Origin of the sequence: Luteibacter sp. SG786 (assembly GCF_011759605.1) — a bacterium.
Lineage (GTDB): Bacteria > Pseudomonadota > Gammaproteobacteria > Xanthomonadales > Rhodanobacteraceae > Luteibacter.
Map to the genome: position 1 here is coordinate 368769 of NZ_JAAOYX010000001.1, position 16436 is coordinate 385204.

Consider the following 16436-nt stretch of genomic DNA (forward strand, 5'->3'; position numbering starts at 1 on the left):
TCGTTGGATATCTTGTCGCGGGTTGCCTCGCCGCCATGGCGGCTCCTACAGAATCGGTTACCTTGAGATGGCGATGAATTCTCATGAACACGACGTCGCTGCCGCGCGTGCGCGGCGTCTGGAACTGCTCACGGCGCCGGGCGGCTGGCTCAGCCTGGTCGGATTCGAATGGTTGCAGGAAGGCGCAAACCGTATCGGCAGCGCGAGCGACAACGACGTCGTGCTGCAAGTCGGGCCGGCTCACCTCGGCACGATCGTGCTCGCGGCGGACGGCACGAGCACGATCGAACTGGTTCCCGGCAGCGGAGCTGTCGTCGACGGTCAGGCGGTCGAGCGCGCGTCGTTGCGCGACGACGCGCGAGGGGGTACGCCGAGCGAGGTCCGCTTCGGTTCCGCGACCCTCATCGTCATTGAACGCGACGGGCGCAAGGCGGTACGCGTGAAGGACGAGCAAGCCGAAACGCGCGTCGGTTTCGAGGGGCTGGAGTACTTTCCGATCGATCCCACGTGGCGCGTGGTCGCGGACTGGGTGCCGTTCGATCCGCCGTACGAACTGGAACTTGGCACCGTCATCGGTACCATCGAGAAAGAGAACGTGCCGGGCAAGGCCGTGTTCACGCGCGACGGACGGGTGTTCGAGCTGTACCCGATCCAGGAGGTGCCCGAGGCGCTTTTCTTCGTCTTCGGGGACCTTACGTCCGGCAAGGAGACGTATGGCGCGGGGCGCTTCCTCGACACGGGGCTTCCGGTGGACGGCAAGCTGGTCATCGACTTCAACGAAGCGCGCAACCCGCCGTGCGCATTTACCCCTTACGCCACCTGCCAACTCGCGCCGCCGGAAAACCGGCTGGACGTGCGAGTGGAGGCAGGTGAACTGAAATACCGCGGCGGGCACTGACTCGAGGCAAGCCTGCCCGCTGCCGCGGGATCGCCGGCGTAGCCGGCTCCCACAAGAAACGGATTTGTGGGGAGCCCCACAAGTCAGGCGAGCTCTGTGTGGGAGCCGCTTCAGCGGCGATGGGTGCTTGCGGCAAGCCTGCCCGCTGCCGCGGGATCGCCGGCGTAGCCGGCTCCCACAGGAGTTGAGCTCTGTCTCTTGTGTGTTCAGACGCCCTTGAAGCTCGCCTTGCGTCGTTCGAGGAATGCGCCCGTGCCTTCGCGCATGTCTTCGGTCGAGAACGCGATGGCGAAGCCTTGCGTCTCGAAGGCCAAGCCCTGGTCGATGGCGCATTCGCCGCCCTCGATCACCGTGTCCAGGATGCCCTTCAGGGCCAGCGGCGCGGCAGCGGCAAGCTGGTCGGCCATCGCGTCCACCGCGGTGTCGAGTTCGTCGGGGGCCACGACACGCGTGACCAGCCCGAGCCGTTCGGCACGCGCCGCGTCCACCTGTTGCCCAAGCAGGCACAGTTCGAGCGCCGCACCGCGGCCGGTGAGGCGCGTGAGGCGCTGCGTGCCGCCGAAGCCGGGGATCAGGCCCAGGCCGATTTCCGGCTGACCGAAGCGGGCCTTCTCGCTGGCGACACGCAGGTGGCACGCCATCGCCAGTTCCATTCCGCCGCCCAGCGCATAGCCCTGGATCTTCGCGATCACCGGCTTCCCCAGGCGCTCGATGGTGAGCATGAGGTCCTGCCCCGCGCGCGAGGCAGACTGGGCCTGCACGGGCGACCATGCGGTCATCTCGGAGATGTCGGCGCCCGCCACGAAGGCCTTTTCGCCCGCGCCCGCCAGCACCACCACGCGCACGGCATCGTCTTGGGCCGCCTGCCGGAACGCCAGGGTCAACTCGCCGATCGTCTCGCGGTTCAGCGCGTTGAGCTTGTCGGGACGGTTGACGGTGATCGTGCGAACGGCGCCGCGATCGGCGGTGGCGAGGGTGCGAAAGGCCATGACGGCTCCTGGTCGGTGGGGCGGACGTGCCGAAAAACGGGATGGTAGCGCAGGGAAGGGAACCTTTACCCCCAATACGGCGTCTCAGGAAGCAATGGGCGGGCCGCGTGCCGATGGACTATCCTCCACGCACGCCAACGGTTCCGGGTTCACGGAGAACGGGATGTCACCCTTGCGTTTCCTGGTCGTGTTCGTCGCGCTGGCGCTGGCAAGCGGTTTCGCGAGCGCACAGTCGGCGCCCACGCTGCCCGCCTCGGGTGCGCCGGCCATCGACAAGACGAAGCTTTCCTACGCCATCGGCTACCAGATCGGCACGCAGTTCGCGAACAGTGTGCAGCCCGACGTGGACATCGCCGTACTCGTGAAGGCCTTGCAGGACGGCTACGCCAAGCGCGCCCCCGGCGTGCCCATCGACGTGATGCAGCAGCAGCTCGTGAATTTCGATGCCAAGGTGCAGCGGGATTCCATGGTGGCGTTCCGGCGTGTCGCCGCGGCCAACGCGAAACGCAGCGCCGACTTCCTCGCCAGCAACAAGACGCGCCCCGGCGTCATCACGCTTCCGTCGGGCATCCAGTACGCGGTGCTCGCGAAAGGCAATGGTCCGCAGGCGAAGGTCACCAGCACCGTGGTGGTCAACTATCGCGGGGCGCTCATCGACGGCACCGAATTCGACAGTTCCTACGCGCACGGCAAGCCGGTCACGTTTACGGTGAATCGGGTCATCCCCGGCTGGCAGGACGTGATCCCGCGCATGCGTGTCGGCGACCGCTGGAAGGTGGTGATCCCGCCCGCGCTGGCCTACGGCGAACGCGGCGAACTGCCGCGCATCGGTCCGAATGAGGCACTGGTGTTCGAGATCGAGCTGATGGACGTCCGGTAGGAGCGCGCCCTGCGCGCGACATGTTTTGGGGCCGTGCCCCGGAGCTGGCGCGCCAGCTTGTAGACCGGGGGCGAGAAACTGTCGCGCGCAGGGCGCGCTCCTACACCCATCCCGCTACAATGGGAGGCGGTATGAGCATCGCTTCCTCCACGCTACCCCTCAGCCCCTGCACGGGCGTGTGTCGCCTCGATACGCGCGGTTTCTGCATGGGATGCCTGCGCACGGGCGACGAGATCGCCCGATGGACGAGGATGACCGACGCCGAAAAGATCCGGCTCATGGACGACGTGCTTCCCTTCAGGGAAGGCAGCTGATGGACGACATGCTCGCCCGGCTGCGCGGTGCGCTGATTCCGCTGGAAGCGCCTCCGGGGCCGCGCGGCTGGAACCACGGCGACATGGCCGAATTGATCGGCGCCGGCCCGCGCAGGCCGGCCGCCGTGCTCATCGGCATTCGCGACGACCGCGAGCAGAACCTGCTGCTCACGCTGCGCACGGACACCCTGCAGCAGCACGCGGGGCAGGTGGCGTTCCCCGGCGGACGGGTGGAGCCCACCGACGCCGATGTCGTGGCCGCAGCACTACGCGAAAGCCATGAAGAGATCGGACTCGACGCAGGCATGGTCACGCCGCTTGGCTTCCTGGAGACGTTCGAGACGATCAGTGGTTACTCGGTCACGCCCGTGGTCGCACGCGTCGCGGCCGATGCCATGCTGAAGCCAGACCCGGGCGAGGTTGCGGAAGTGTTCGAGGTGCCATTCGGATTCTTCCTCGATCCCGCGAACCTTCGCCGCTACACCATGGATTTCCGGGGACACCGGCGGGAGATGGTCGAGTTCCTCCATGCGGGCTACCGCATCTGGGGCGTCACGGCCGCCATCCTGCTCAACCTGCTCAAGCGGATGGGACACCCATGCTGATCTCGCGCACGCTCATCGATGCGGCCACGGCCGCCCAGCTGCCGGCGAACGACGTGCTGTTCGTCGACGCCCGGTTCGACCTCAACCAGCCGGGCGGCCGCGATCCCGGCAAGGGCGACCAGGACTACGCGCTGTCGCACGTCGTCGGCGCGGTGCGCGCCGACCTCGACCGCGACCTGGCGGACATGGGCTCTCCGTCTAACGGCCGCGGGCGACACCCGCTGCCGTCGGCGGAACGTTTCTCGGCGTGGCTCTCGGCCGCCGGCTGGCGGCCGGACCTCCAGGTGGTCGTCTACGACGCCGCGGGCGGCTCGTTGGCGGCGGCGCGCTTCTGGTGGCTTGCGCGGCTGGCGGGCATCGACAACGTGGCGGTGCTCGACGGCGGGTGGCCGGCGTGGGTGGAGGCCGGGCTGCCTGTGGACAACGTGCTGCCGGTGCGCGAGCCCACGGCCGTCCATGTCAATTTCCATGCCGCCATCGGCGCGGACGAACTGGCCGAAGGTCTTGCCAGCGGACGGCTGCTGTTGCTGGACGCACGCGCCGCGCCCCGGTTCCGCGGCGACGTAGAGCCTCTCGATCCCGTGGCGGGGCACGTTCCCGGCGCGCGCAACCGGCCCTTCGCAGACAACCTCGACGCCCAGGGATACTTCCGCGCGCCCGAGGAACTCCGCCTCGCCTTCGCGGCGATCATCGGGCCGCATCCGCCGGAAGACGTCGTGCACATGTGCGGCTCGGGCGTCACCGCATGCCACAACCTCCTGGCGATGGAGTACGCCGGCCTGTGCGGTTCGCGCCTCTACGCGCCGTCGTGGAGTGGGTGGGTGAGCGATCCGTCGCGTCCCGTTGCCGCCGGCGACCACTGAGCGCCGCACGGCATCCGCATTCCTGTGGGAGCCGCTTCAGCGGCGATCCCGCGGCAGCGGGCCAGCTTGCGGCGAGCACCCATCGCCGCTGAAGCGGCTCCCACAATGGATCGAAACACTTACAGAACGATCGTGCGCCGCTCTCGCGCACTGATCTGCGCCGCCTCGATGATGCGAATGACGTCGCGCGCCTCACGCGCTTCGACCGGCAGGGGTGCGCCGTCGCTGATCGATGCGGCGATACCGTCGTAGTAGGCCGTGTAACGGCCCGGCAGCGAGTCGATCGTTGCGGCCGTGCCGTCGGCGTCGGTGAAGCGCCCGAACAGGGCCGGGTCGTCCTCTCCCCAGCCTTCGCCGCCCGGACGGCGGCCTTCGCGTAACGCGGCTTCCTGACTGTCGATGCCGTATTTCACGAAGCTGCCCCCGTCGCCGTGCACGAGGTAGCGCGGCCCCGGATCGCGCACGAGCACCGAGGCATGCAGCACGGCGCGGCGCCGGCCATAGTCGAGCACCACATGGAAATAGTCGTCGGCCCTGGCGGCGGCGCGCTGCCGGGCTACGTCGGCGGTAACGGCGTGCGGCAGGCCGAACAGCACCAGGGCCTGATCGATGAGGTGCGCGCCCAGGTCGTAGAGCAGTCCGGCACCCGGCGCCTCCGTCTCCCGCCACCCCTGCTTGATTTCCGGGCGGAAGCGGTCGAAATGCGCCTCGTAGTAGGCGATCTCGCCCAGCCGACCGTCGTCGACGAGGCGGCGCACCGTCAGGAAGTCGCTGTCCCAGCGGCGATTGTGGAAAACCGACAGCTTCCGCCCGGCGGCATCCGCCAGCGCGATCAGCGCCTCGGCTTCGCGGGCATCGAGCGTGAACGGCTTGTCCACCACCACGTGCTTGCCCGCTTCCAGCGCGGCGCGGGCGAGGGCGGCGTGGGTCTCGTTGGGCGTGGCGACCACGACGAGCTCGATGTCCGGATCGTCGATGAGGGATTGAGGATTTTCGTAAGCCTTGGCTTCGGGAAAGTCGCGGGCGATCTCGTCCGCGCGACGGCTGGCGATGGCGGTAAGGCGCAGTCCGGACGCTGCCGCGATGAGCGGCGCGTGGAAGACCGCGCCCGCCGTGCCATAGCCGATGAGGCCGGTGCGAATGGGCTGCATGGTGGGCTCCGAGGGAGGGGAATCGGAGCAAGCGTAGCGCGGCTGCCCTGAGCGTTTCGTTTAGGATCCTGCGGTTGCTCACTCCCCCGGAAACGCCATGACCGCCCTCGACGTCGACACTGCGCGTAGCGCGCGCCTGCCGCGCCAGATCCCCTACATCGTGGGCAACGAGGGCTGCGAGCGCTTCAGCTTCTACGGCATGCGGAACATCCTCACGCCGTTTCTCGTCACGTCACTGCTGATGTACCTGCCCGAAGCGGAGCGACCTGGCGCGGCGAAGGACGTGTTCCATACCTTCGTCATCGGCGTGTACTTCTTCCCGCTGCTGGGCGGCTGGCTGGCCGACCGGTGGTTCGGCAAATACCGCACCGTGCTGTGGCTGAGCCTCCTGTATTGCGTGGGCCACCTGTGCCTGGCCTTGTTCGAGCACAGCGTGCCCGGGTTCTACACGGGACTGGCGTTGATCGCGCTCGGCGCGGGCGGCATCAAGCCTTGTGTGGCCGCCTTCGTCGGCGACCAGTTCGACGAGAGCAACCGGCGGCTCGCGAAGGTGGTGTTCGACGCCTTCTACTGGATGATCAATGTGGGCTCGTTCCTGGCCTCGCTGACGATGCCGTATTTCCTTCGCCATTACGGCGCGGCCGTGGCGTTCGGCATTCCTGGCGCCTTGATGTTCGTCGCCACGGTGGTGTTCTGGAGCGGACGCAAGCACTACGTGATGCTGCCCCCGGCTGGCAGCGATCCGCACGGCTTCGCGCGGGTGGTGCGCACCGCCTTGCTCTCCCATGCCCCGGGAGAAGGGCGGCCGGGTCTTGCCGTGACCGTCGCGGCCTTCGCCATGGCTGCCGGCTCGCTTGCCCTCATGCCCGTGCTAGGCATCGTGGCGGCCCTCTGCCTCGCCTTCGTGCTTGGCCTCGGCGGCATCGGCCTCGGAACACGCCTGCAACTCGAGCGTGCGCGGGGAAGGCACCCCGACGAGGCGGTGGACGCCGTGGCGGCCGTACTGCGTGTGCTGCTGGTGTTCGCGCTGGTCACACCGTTCTGGTCGCTGTTCGACCAGAAGGCCTCCACCTGGGTGTTGCAGGCGAATGCCATGAGCATGCCGGAGTGGCTGCACCCCGCGCAGATGCAGGCGGTGAACCCGGCCTTGGTGCTGTTGCTGATTCCCTTCAACAACCTTGTGCTGTTTCCGTTCCTGCGCCGGCTGGGTATCGAGCCGACGGCGCTGCGCCGCATGACCTCGGGCATCGCGTTTTCCGCGGTTGCCTGGGTGATCGTGGGTTTCATCCAGCTCGCGATCGACGGCGGCGACGCCGTCTCCATCGCGTGGCAGCTGCTGCCGTACGTGTTCCTCACGATGGGCGAGGTGCTGGTCTCGGCGACGGGACTGGAGTTCGCATATAGCCAGGCGCCGCCGTCGATGAAGGGCACCCTGATGAGCTTCTGGACACTCAGTGTCACCGTGGGCAACCTCTGGGTGCTGCTTGCGAACGCGGGCGTGCGCAACGATGCGGTGCTGGCGGGTATCGCCGGCACCGGCATCGGCGCGACGGCGTTCCAGATGTTCTTCTTCGCGGCCTTCGCCGCCGTGGCGGCGCTGGCGTTCGGTCTGTATGCCCGCAGGTATCGCGAGATGGACTACTACCGCCACGCATGACATTTCCTCCACGGCATGGCGCGGAGGATCCCGCTGTTGCCGTAAGGAGCGAAGCCATGCCTGCCCCGAAACACGTGTCCCCGTTGCCGGTCCCCGCCGCCGCCGAGTGGCCGGGCAAGGTCGTGCTCGTGACCGGGGGCGCGCAGGGCATAGGCAAAGGCATCGCCCAAGCGGTGCTCGAGGCGGGCGGCAGCGTGGTGATCGGCGACCTCGACGCCGAAGCCGGCAAGGCCTGCCTCGACGAATGGAAGGTCGGCGACCGCGCCGCCTTCCTCGTGCTCGATGTCGCGAAGGAAGCCAGCGTCAAGCGTTTCGTCGACAGCGCATTGCGTCGCTTCGGCAGGATCGACGGCCTTGTGAACAACGCGGGCATCGCCGATCCCGAAACGGGGCCGTTGGAGCGACTCGAGTGGAGCGAGTGGAAGCGCCGCATCGATACCAACCTCGGCGGCACCTTCCTTTGCAGCAAGCATGCGCTTCCTGCGTTGAAGAAAAGCAACGGCGCCATCGTGAACATCGCTTCGTCGCGCGCCCACCAGTCGGAGCCGGATACCGAGGCCTATGCCGCAAGCAAGGGGGGTATCGTGGCCTTCACGCACGCGCTGGCGATCAGCGCCGGGCCGGTGCGGGTGAATGCGATCGATCCGGGATGGATCGTCGTGGACGAATGGAAAAAACCCTCCGCGCGCCGAAAGCCGAAGTTGTCCGCCGCGGACCACGCGCAACATCCCGTCGGCCGGGTGGGTTTGCCGCCGGACATCGGCGCGCTGGCCGTGTTCCTGCTGTCATCGCAGGCAGGCTTCATCACGGGGGAGGACTTCACCGTGGACGGCGGGATGCGTCGGAAGATGCAGTATGTATGAGTGCTCTGTGCGGGAGCCGCTTCAGCGGCGGTGGGTACTCGCAGCCAGCTTGCCCGCTGCCGCGGGATCGCCGGCATAGCCGGCTCCCACAAGGCTCACTCACTGCTATAGCGGCTCCTAAAGTTTGAGCTAGGGCGCTGCGGCGGAGACTCGCCATACCGTGTTGCCGACGTCGTCGGCGATGAGCAGCGCACCTTCCTTGTCGAACACCACGCCTACCGGCGCACCGTAGAGTTCCTTTTCGTCCTTGGAATAGAAGCCGCTCACCAGGGTTTCCGGCTTGCCGACGGGTCGTCCGTTCTGGAACGGGACGAAAACCACGGCATAACCGCTCAGCGGCGACCGATCCCAGCTGCCGTGCTCGCTGACGAACGCGCCATTCTGGTACTGCGCCGGCAACGCGTTCCGCTGGCTCAGGAGGAAGCCGAGGGCGGCCACGTGCGAGCCGAGTGCGTAGTCGGGGCTGATCGCTTTCTGCACCATGTCGGGCCGCTGCGGTTTCACGCGCGTGTCCACATGCTGGCCGTAATAGCTGTACGGCCAGCCGTAGAAGGCGCCTTCCTTCACCGAGGTCATGTAGTCGGGGACCAGATCGTTGCCGATCTCGTCGCGCTCGTTCGCGATGGCCCACAGCGTGTTTGTCGTTGAGTCCCATTGCAGTCCGGTCGGATTGCGGATGCCCGAGGCGTAGATGCGGCTGCCACGGCTGGCAACATCCACTTCCAGCACGTTGGCCCGGCGATATTCCACCTCCATGCCGTTCTCGGTGATGTTGCTGTTTGAACCCACACCCACGTAGAGCTTGCTGCCGTCTCCGTTCGCCTGCAGCGCCTTCGTCCAATGGTGGTTCACCGTCGAGGGAAGGTCGGTGAATTCCGTGCCCGGGGCGTCGATGCGCGTGGCTCCCTCCGTGTAGGGGAAGGTGACGATCGCATCGGTATTGGCGACATACAGCGTGTTGCCGATCAACTGCACGCCGAACGGCGAATGCAGGTGCTCGATGTAGGTGTGCTTTTCCCATTCGCCGGTGCCGGTCTTGCGCAGCAGCGTGATCCGGTCGCCGCCTTTCGCGCCCTTGCCCGACGTGTTCTTGACCATGCCGGCAATCAGTTGCTTCGGAGTCGTCACGGCTTCCTCGCCGGGCCCGTTGGCCTCGACGACCAGCACGTCGCCGTTGGGAAGTGTCAGCAGCTGCCGCGGGTGCTTCAGGTCGCCGGCGATCTTTTCGATCTTCAGCCCCGGCGCGACAGTCGGCGTGGCACCTTCTTTCCAACCGGTGAAGCGCGGCACCTGCATGGGCGGAAGAAGGAAATTCCGCGCCTTGGGCAGCGACGGGGCGCCGCCCACCTGGTCGGCCGCGTTCTGCTCGCTCTTGCCTGCGCAGCCGGCCAGCGCCAGCACGCAGGCAAGGGCGAGCGCGGCGCGCGGGAATGCCTTAGTCATGGGCGATCTCCCGAACCGTCGAATAATGCACCGCGATCACCACGTGGCCGATGGATATCAGCAGCACGGTAACGATGGAAAGCCACAGTCCCGCAGGCATGATCCCGTAGGCGTCGCGTGTGTGGACGAAGGCGTTGAGGATGGCGGCGACAATGGCTACCACGTTCAACCAGAAGTCGACATGGTCCGCGGAACGAACGAATCGTCGTGAGGTGATCCACACCTGGATGAGGTTCACCAGACGCGGGACGATCGCAAGCAGCAGGCCGAAGGTGATCAGCCACGCCGCGCCCTTCGCCCAGAGGATGGTGCCCGTGTTCGCATACACGCCGTCGAAGATCAGAGCGGCGACGAAGAAACCGAACGGGATGGGATTCAGGAGCGCATAAACGGCATTGGCCACGGCGGAACGGCGCGGTGCTGGGTAGTTCATGACGGGGCCCCTTGGATGGACTGTCCGATAGTAGACCCGCGACACGTCGACGGTGTGTATGGACACGCCGGGGCGGGCGCAGCGGCCTCAGTGCCGCAGCGAGATGGACGTGCGGCTGCCGGCTTTGAAGCGCCTTGCCGCTTCGTCATAGTCCCATTGCTCCACGGTGCATTCGTCCGCACGCTCGCGCCGGATGGCGTGGAACGAATTGCTGATGCCCTCGCGGATGCGCCGGGACACCGCCGTGCCTGCCTGCACGGACCAGAGGGGGCGCGCAAGATCTTGCCCCTTGGCACCCAGGGGGCGGACGTAAGGCAAGTGGATATGACCGCCGAGCACGAGGTGGGCGCCGGCTTCGGCCCATGCGGCGATGGCGCGCTCGCGGTTGATCAGCAGGTTGGCGATGTCCTTCTCGCGTATGACGTGCACCGGCTGGTGCGTGACCACGATGCGAAGCCGGTGGTCGCGCGCCCGCTGTAACTGCGTCGAAACCCGCTCGATCTGCGCGTCCGATACCTCGCCGTTCTTGTGCCGGGAAGGTCGTACGGTGTTCACTCCGATCGCCAGCACCTCGCCGTCTTCGAACACCGGTTCCAGGTCGCGGCCGAACGCCCGCGCGTAGTTCCCGAACGGGTCCAACACGCGCGCAAAGACGTTGAAAAGCGGCACGTCGTGATTGCCCGGTATCACGAGGGTCGGGCGCGCATAAGCGTCGACGAATCGCCTGGCCGCGTCGAACTGCGAGCGGCGGGCGCGCTGCGTCAGGTCGCCGGACAGGATGACCAGGCGCGGCGAAAGCGAAACGATCGCCTCGTGCAGGGCCGCCACCACGTCGGGGCGCTCGGTTCCGAAATGCGGGTCGGAGATCTGTACGATCAGGCTCAACCCGGGTCCTCCCCGGGCTGGCGCTCGCCATCGGTCAGCAGGCGCAAGGGACGCGGCGCGGCGCGGAAGACGATGGGTGGCTTCAGCCAGACAATTTCTCCATCGACCGCCACCTTGATGGCGTGACGATGGTGCTTCGGCACGACCGTGATCTCCCGGAAGGGGAAGCTCACGGCCTGCTCCGCTTCGCCTAGCTTGCCGAGGGCGCCCCTGAGCATGATGCCGAGCATGGTCAGCTTGCCGATCGGCTTGAGGACGAGCCCCGCGAGCGTGCCGTCGTTGCGCCGTACGTCTTCCGCTTCGGGCAGGCCGATCTTTTCCAACTGCAGGGCATTGTTGCCCACGAACAGCGTGGGCGTGCGCAGCGTGCGGGTCTGCGTGCCGTCGCTTACCTCGATGCGCAACGGCCGGTACCCGCGCAGCATTGTGGCAAGCCCGGCCCACAGGGCCACGATGCGATGCCGGCCGAAGCGCTGTTTCCAGGCTTCGCGGTCTTCGAGCACCTGCGGATAGAGGCCCAGGCTACCGTTGACCAGGAACAGGTGGTCGTTGACCATGCCGACCTGGATCTCTCGTGGCGTGGCGCGTAACAGTGCCTCGGTGGACGCCTTCGTGTCGGCCGGGATGCCGTGGGTCCGGCCGACGAAGTTGAAGGTGCCCTGGGGAAGCACGCCCATCACGAGGTCTTCCTTCCACGCGGTGCCCGCCACGCAGTTGATCGTGCCGTCGCCACCCGCCGCCGCCAGCGCGCCGCCGTTGGACTTCGCGTAGTCGGCGGCCTCCCTGACCACCTCCTTGATGTCGCGCTCGCCGTCGATCGGAAAGAATCGATGGGGGCGGCCGGCGGCATCCAGGATGCGCGCGATCTCGTCGCGGGCGGCGCCGGCCTCTCCGTGGCCGGATCCGGTGTTCATCACGATGGCGAGGGGCAAGGCTTGGGATGGCGTCGGCATCGCTACAAGGAAGCATTCGTGCCGTCACGACCGCATGAAATCACGAGGCTGCCCGGCGTCCCTCGCGCAGGCGCACGTACTCGGCGCTGCCCGCGCACAGGGTCACCCAGGCCAGGCCGGTCGCGTAACCCGCGAGCACGTCGCTGAAATAATGCACCTGGAGCAGGATGCGGCTGATGCCCACCAGGGTGATCATCGCGACAGCCGCCACCACAATCGTGCGGTGCCAGCGTGGCGGGCACAGCACGAGCAGCACGTAGGCCAGCATGCCGTAGAAGACCATCGAACCGGATGCGTGACCGCTCGGGAAGCTGTAGCTGTGTTCCACGATGAAGCCGTGGTCGTGCAGCGGCCGCTCGCGCCGGAACCATCCCTTCAATGCAGCGTTGATCAGCGCCGTGCCCAGGAGGGCGGCGATCCACGCCCCGGCCAGACGCCGATGCCGTCGCCACAGCAGCACGATGAAAACGGCGGCGGCCGCCACGCCGAGCACGAGCGCGTCGCCGGCATGGGTGAGCAGGGCGATCGCCCGTAATGCCGCCTCCGGCATGTTCGTGCGCAACTGGCCGGCCAGGGCGGCATCGAATGCCGCGAGGCCGGTGGCGTCGCGAATCTCCACGGCGATTGCGGCGGCGAGCGCCAACATGGCGACGACCACCGCGATCGTGGTGGCCGGCCGCAGCAGGGCGCGCGCCGCGGCATCCTGGCCGTTACGCCTGCGCACGGCCCGCCGCCAGGCCAGGTCGGCGGCGCCCAGGGCGGTTGCGAGCAGCACGGCCCAGATCGACAGGGCATGGCGGCTGATCCACTCCGCGTCCATTCCGTTTGCTCCTCGTGTCGTGGCAGGATCGGCCATGTTGCCACGCCGCGCGTCCGCGGCCAGAGGGGGCCTACCCGATGAAGAACCTGACCCGTGTGCTTGCCACGCTAGCGCTCCTTACCACCACGGCTGCCGCATGGGCCGACGACGCGCCGCTCGCGCATCGCATCGTCCGCGTTTCCCTCCCCGGTACCGTCGGCGAGGGCACCTCCGGCCGCCTCATCGTGTTCGCGGCACCGGCGTCGGGGAACGAAAAGCCGGAAGCGGTCGACACGAATCCGTTCCAGCCGAAGGCGGTATCCGTGGCGGCGCGCGAGGTCAGCTGGATCGCGCCGGGCCAGTCGGTGGACCTGGACGCCGACGGGGAGGCCTTCCCGGCCGGGTTCTCGTCGCTGCCGCCGGGCGACTACTACGTCCAGGCCGTGCTCGACGTCGGCCACGATTACAACTACTCCGGCCGGCACGCTGGCGACCTCCTCAGCGAGGTCACGAAGGTGAAGCTCACGCCCGGCGGTGCACTGCCGCCGCTGACGCTGAGCAAGACCGTGCCGCCAACCGATCCGTGGGCGCTTTCGCCGAAAGCCCCCCAGGCCGTGCGCGACGCGCTGCCGGAAGCACGCCGGCATGCCCATGCCGAAGTCATGGAAAGCCGGCTCCTCACCGACTTCACCGGGCGTGCCCAGGTCATCCGCGCCTGGGTGGTCACGCCGCCGGGTTACGACCCGAACGGCATCGCGCGCTATCCCACCGTGTACCTGACGCATGGCTTCACCGGCGGCTTCGACCGCTACGCCGGCACCATTGCGGCGCTGTGGCTGGCCATGTCGAAGAAAGAGATGCCGCCGATGATATGGGTGCTCCTCGACGAGTCAGGCCCGACCGGCACGCACGAGTTCGCCGATTCCGTGAACAACGGCCCTTGGGGCCAGGCGCTGACCACGGAATACATTCCCTGGCTGGAAGGACGTTACCGCATGGATGGGAAGGCGAGCGGCCGCTTCCTCAACGGCCACTCTTCCGGAGGCTGGGCCACGCTCTGGTTGCAGACACGTTATCCGAAGATCTTCGGCGGCACGTGGTCCACCTCGCCCGACCCGAGCGACTTCCGCGACTTCACGGGCATCGACCTTTCCGCGCCGGGCGCCAACGCCTACCGCAAGCCGGACGGCAGCGAGAATCCGCTGGTGCGCGACAAGGGAAAGGTGATTGCCACCTTCGAGACGTTCGCGAAGCTGGAACGCGTGCTAGGCGCCTACGGCGGGCAACTCGCGTCCTTCGAATGGGTGTTCTCGCCGCGCGGCAAGGACGGCCGGCCGCAGCCGATGTTCAATCGCGACACGGGTGCCGTGGATCCGGCCGTGGCGGCCTACTGGCGCGCGCACTACGACATCGCGCAGCGCCTGCGCACGCAGTGGCCCACGCTGAAACCTGATCTGGACGGCAAGATCCACCTGATCGTGGGCACGGCGGATACCTTCTATCTGGACGGCTCCGCGAAGCTGCTCAAGGAGACGCTCGACGGCCTGCATGCCCGGAACGATATCCGCTTCCTGCCGGGCAAGACGCATTTCGACCTCTACAAGGAGGGCGACGATCCGCAGGCGCTGCTGAAGAAGATCGCCTGGGAGATGTATGGTGTGGCCAGGCCGGGCCAGGAGCGCTAGGGCGTGTTCGACCAACGTCCAGAGGCGCCCCGTGGGCGCCCGATCTAATCTCATAGGCCCGTTCTCCCGGATGCGAGCATGGATTACGACACCGCCTGGCGACGCTCGGTCGACGAACCCGAAGCCTTCTGGGCCGAGCAGGCGCGGCTGATCCATTGGGAGACGCCCCCGCAGCGCATACTCGATGCATCGAACCCGCCGTTCCGACGCTGGTTCGCCGGGGGCACGACGAACCTCTGCCACAACGCCGTCGACCGCCACCTCGATGCGCGTCCCGACCAACTGGCCATCGTCGCCGTCTCGACCGAGACAGGCGTCGTCCGTGAGATCACCTATCGCGAACTCCATCGGGAGGTGAATACATTCGCCGCGGCGCTCGTGGAGCTCGGCGTCGGCCGGGGCGACCGCGTCGTCATCTACATGCCGAACGTGGCCGAGGCCGTTTTCGCGATGCTTGCCTGCGCGCGCGTGGGAGCCATCCACTCGGTCGTTTTCGGCGGCTTCGCCGCGCACAACCTGGCGCTGCGCATCGACGACGCGGAACCGGTGCTGCTCATATGCGCGGATGCCGGCATGCGCGGCGGCAAGGTCATCCCGTACAAGCCGCTGGTGGATGCCGCGTTGCGCGAGGCGAAGGCGGCGCCTCCGCATGTGCTCGTGGTGAGCCGCGGGCTCGACACCGACATGGCGTGGAACGAAGGGCGGGACGTCGACTACGCCACGCTGCGCGCGAAGCACGACGGGGCAGAGGTACCGGTGACCTGGCTGGAGTCGAACGAGGCGAGCTACCTGCTCTACACCTCCGGTACCACCGGCAGGCCGAAGGGTGTGCAGCGCGACGTGGGCGGTTACGCGGTGGCGCTCGCTGTGTCCATGACGGCGATCTTCGACCTGCATCCGGGCCAGACGATCTTGTGCACCTCGGACGTGGGGTGGGCCGTGGGGCATTCGTACAATGTTTACGGCCCGCTGATCGGCGGCTGCACGGCCATTCTCTATGAAGGCCTCCCCACGGGCCCGGACCCGGGCGTGTGGTGGCGTCTGTGCGAGGCCTACGGTGCCCGCACCATGTTCTCGTCGCCCACCGCGGTTCGCATGTTGAAAAAGCAGGATGCGTCCTGGCTGCGGAAATACGACTTGTCGGCGTTGAAGTGGATCTTCCTGGCGGGCGAACCGCTCGACCGCCCCACGTACGACTGGCTCACGGAAGGCACCGGCAAGACGGTGATCGACAATTACTGGCAGACCGAAACGGGCTGGCCGGCGCTGTCGCTGATGCCCGGTCTCGACCTCAAGCCGGTGAAACCCGGCTCGCCCGGCTTCCCCACTTTCGGCTATCGCATGCGCGTGATCGACGAGGGCACGGGCGAGGAAAAGGCCCCCGGCGAAAAGGGCGTGCTGGTGATCGAACCGCCGCTGCCGCCCGGTTGCCTCACGACCATCTGGCGCGACGACGAGCGTTATCGCCGTAGCTACTTCGGGCATTTCAAGGAAATGCTGTACAGCTCGCTGGACTGGGCGGTGCGCGACGAGGAAGGTTATTTCTTCATCCTCGGACGCACCGACGACGTCATCAACGTCGCGGGGCATCGCTTGGGCACGCGCGAGGTGGAGGAATCCGTGGCTACGCTCGGAGCCGTGGCCGAAGTGGCGGTGGTCGGCATCGTCGACGAACTGAAAGGGCAGGTGCCCGCGGTATTCGCGACGTTGAAGCAGGGCGTCACCGACGATCCGCGCGACGTTGCCCAGGCCATGGAACGCCGTGTGGTGGAGTTGCTCGGCGGCCTCGCGCGCCCCGCATGCGTCTACGTGGTCGGAGCCTTGCCCAAGACGCGTTCGGGCAAGCTGCTGCGCCGTTCCTTGCAGGCGCTCATGCAGGGCACCGATCCCGGCGATCTCTCCACACTGGACGATCCGAACTCCCTCGAGGAGATCCGCAAGGCCATCGCGCATGGGCCGCATTGCGGTCAGCGGCCGACCGGATAGCGGCGCCCTCGTACCTTCAGATCGCAACCCCA

Annotated in this window: 14 protein-coding genes and 1 pseudogene; 8 read left to right on the top strand and 7 right to left on the bottom strand. The window is 67.3% G+C overall.

What is annotated here, in order from left to right; translation table 11 throughout:
• Window positions 1–73: 73 nt before the first annotated feature.
• A complete protein-coding gene (locus tag FHS47_RS01640) occupies window positions 74–898 on the top strand; it encodes a DUF1684 domain-containing protein (protein WP_208381728.1) in 825 nt (274 codons plus the stop codon).
• A 206-nt stretch (window positions 899–1104) separates the two neighbouring features.
• Here FHS47_RS01640 and FHS47_RS01645 read toward each other — a convergent pair whose 3' ends face one another.
• Window positions 1105–1887 carry an enoyl-CoA hydratase-related protein gene (locus tag FHS47_RS01645; protein WP_167022134.1) on the bottom strand — a complete coding sequence of 261 codons (783 nt, stop codon included), beginning with the start codon at window positions 1885–1887 and terminating at the stop codon, window positions 1105–1107.
• A gap of 163 nt (window positions 1888–2050) precedes the next feature.
• Here FHS47_RS01645 and FHS47_RS01650 point away from each other — a divergent pair, with 163 nt between their 5' ends.
• The 3 genes and pseudogenes from FHS47_RS01650 (at window position 2051) to FHS47_RS01665 (ending at window position 4549) form a co-directional block, all read left to right on the top strand.
• Complete coding sequence (locus FHS47_RS01650; protein ID WP_167022136.1) at window positions 2051–2767, top strand: FKBP-type peptidyl-prolyl cis-trans isomerase; 717 nt, start codon at window positions 2051–2053, stop codon at window positions 2765–2767.
• A 131-nt stretch (window positions 2768–2898) separates the two neighbouring features.
• Window positions 2899–3686: pseudogene (locus FHS47_RS01660) on the top strand (CoA pyrophosphatase).
• The gene (locus tag FHS47_RS01665) at window positions 3680–4549 is read left to right on the top strand and encodes a sulfurtransferase (RefSeq protein ID WP_167022142.1); all 870 of its coding nucleotides are present in this window, start codon (window positions 3680–3682) and stop codon (window positions 4547–4549) included. Before FHS47_RS01660 ends, FHS47_RS01665 begins: the two are co-directional and overlap by 7 nt.
• A gap of 119 nt (window positions 4550–4668) precedes the next feature.
• On the opposite strand, the gene FHS47_RS01670 is transcribed toward FHS47_RS01665, so the two are convergent.
• Complete coding sequence (locus FHS47_RS01670; RefSeq protein WP_167022144.1) at window positions 4669–5700, bottom strand: oxidoreductase; 1032 nt, start codon at window positions 5698–5700, stop codon at window positions 4669–4671.
• Between the two features lie 97 nt (window positions 5701–5797).
• Between FHS47_RS01670 and FHS47_RS01675 the strand changes: the two genes are divergently transcribed.
• Together FHS47_RS01675 and FHS47_RS01680 are read left to right on the top strand one after the other, a co-directional pair.
• Window positions 5798–7357 (top strand): oligopeptide:H+ symporter, encoded by a 1560-nt coding sequence (locus tag FHS47_RS01675; RefSeq protein ID WP_167022146.1) that lies wholly within the window; start codon window positions 5798–5800, stop codon window positions 7355–7357.
• A 56-nt stretch (window positions 7358–7413) separates the two neighbouring features.
• Window positions 7414–8220, top strand: coding sequence for an SDR family oxidoreductase (locus FHS47_RS01680; protein WP_167022148.1), 807 nt, complete (start codon window positions 7414–7416; stop codon window positions 8218–8220).
• Between the two features lie 129 nt (window positions 8221–8349).
• Here the strand turns inward: FHS47_RS01680 and FHS47_RS01685 are convergent, their stop codons facing one another.
• From FHS47_RS01685 to FHS47_RS01705, 5 genes are all read right to left on the bottom strand, one after another.
• On the bottom strand, window positions 8350–9663 hold the full coding sequence (locus tag FHS47_RS01685) for a sorbosone dehydrogenase family protein (protein WP_167022150.1): 1314 nt from the start codon (window positions 9661–9663) through the stop codon (window positions 8350–8352).
• Window positions 9656–10096, bottom strand: a complete 441-nt coding sequence (locus tag FHS47_RS01690) for a hypothetical protein (protein ID WP_167022152.1) — start codon at window positions 10094–10096, stop codon at window positions 9656–9658. Before FHS47_RS01690 ends, FHS47_RS01685 begins: the two co-directional genes overlap by 8 nt.
• An 87-nt stretch (window positions 10097–10183) precedes the next feature.
• Window positions 10184–10981: a metallophosphoesterase gene (locus FHS47_RS01695; RefSeq protein WP_167022154.1), complete on the bottom strand. Its 798-nt coding sequence runs from the start codon at window positions 10979–10981 to the stop codon at window positions 10184–10186.
• Window positions 10978–11934 (bottom strand): diacylglycerol kinase family protein, encoded by a 957-nt coding sequence (locus FHS47_RS01700; protein WP_167022156.1) that lies wholly within the window; start codon window positions 11932–11934, stop codon window positions 10978–10980. Before FHS47_RS01700 ends, FHS47_RS01695 begins: the two co-directional genes overlap by 4 nt.
• Window positions 11935–11974: 40 nt before the next feature.
• On the bottom strand, window positions 11975–12754 hold the full coding sequence (locus FHS47_RS01705; protein WP_167022158.1) for a phosphatase PAP2 family protein: 780 nt from the start codon (window positions 12752–12754) through the stop codon (window positions 11975–11977).
• A gap of 77 nt (window positions 12755–12831) precedes the next feature.
• Here FHS47_RS01705 and FHS47_RS01710 point away from each other — a divergent pair, with 77 nt between their 5' ends.
• Window positions 12832–14418, top strand: a complete 1587-nt coding sequence (locus FHS47_RS01710; protein ID WP_167022160.1) for an alpha/beta hydrolase-fold protein — start codon at window positions 12832–12834, stop codon at window positions 14416–14418.
• Between the two features lie 78 nt (window positions 14419–14496).
• On the top strand, window positions 14497–16404 hold the full coding sequence (gene prpE, locus FHS47_RS01715; protein ID WP_167022162.1) for a propionate--CoA ligase: 1908 nt from the start codon (window positions 14497–14499) through the stop codon (window positions 16402–16404).
• Window positions 16405–16436: the final 32 nt, after the last annotated feature.

Coding starts and splice junctions, on each gene's coding strand:
- FHS47_RS01640 (WP_208381728.1), top strand. CDS start 74: ATGAATTCTCATGAACACGACGTCGCTGCCGCGCGTGCGCGGCGTCTG.
- FHS47_RS01645 (WP_167022134.1), bottom strand. CDS start 1,887: ATGGCCTTTCGCACCCTCGCCACCGCCGATCGCGGCGCCGTTCGCACG.
- FHS47_RS01650 (WP_167022136.1), top strand. CDS start 2,051: ATGTCACCCTTGCGTTTCCTGGTCGTGTTCGTCGCGCTGGCGCTGGCA.
- FHS47_RS01665 (WP_167022142.1), top strand. CDS start 3,680: ATGCTGATCTCGCGCACGCTCATCGATGCGGCCACGGCCGCCCAGCTG.
- FHS47_RS01670 (WP_167022144.1), bottom strand. CDS start 5,700: ATGCAGCCCATTCGCACCGGCCTCATCGGCTATGGCACGGCGGGCGCG.
- FHS47_RS01675 (WP_167022146.1), top strand. CDS start 5,798: ATGACCGCCCTCGACGTCGACACTGCGCGTAGCGCGCGCCTGCCGCGC.
- FHS47_RS01680 (WP_167022148.1), top strand. CDS start 7,414: ATGCCTGCCCCGAAACACGTGTCCCCGTTGCCGGTCCCCGCCGCCGCC.
- FHS47_RS01685 (WP_167022150.1), bottom strand. CDS start 9,663: ATGACTAAGGCATTCCCGCGCGCCGCGCTCGCCCTTGCCTGCGTGCTG.
- FHS47_RS01690 (WP_167022152.1), bottom strand. CDS start 10,096: ATGAACTACCCAGCACCGCGCCGTTCCGCCGTGGCCAATGCCGTTTAT.
- FHS47_RS01700 (WP_167022156.1), bottom strand. CDS start 11,934: ATGCCGACGCCATCCCAAGCCTTGCCCCTCGCCATCGTGATGAACACC.
- FHS47_RS01705 (WP_167022158.1), bottom strand. CDS start 12,754: ATGGACGCGGAGTGGATCAGCCGCCATGCCCTGTCGATCTGGGCCGTG.
- FHS47_RS01710 (WP_167022160.1), top strand. CDS start 12,832: ATGAAGAACCTGACCCGTGTGCTTGCCACGCTAGCGCTCCTTACCACC.
- prpE (WP_167022162.1), top strand. CDS start 14,497: ATGGATTACGACACCGCCTGGCGACGCTCGGTCGACGAACCCGAAGCC.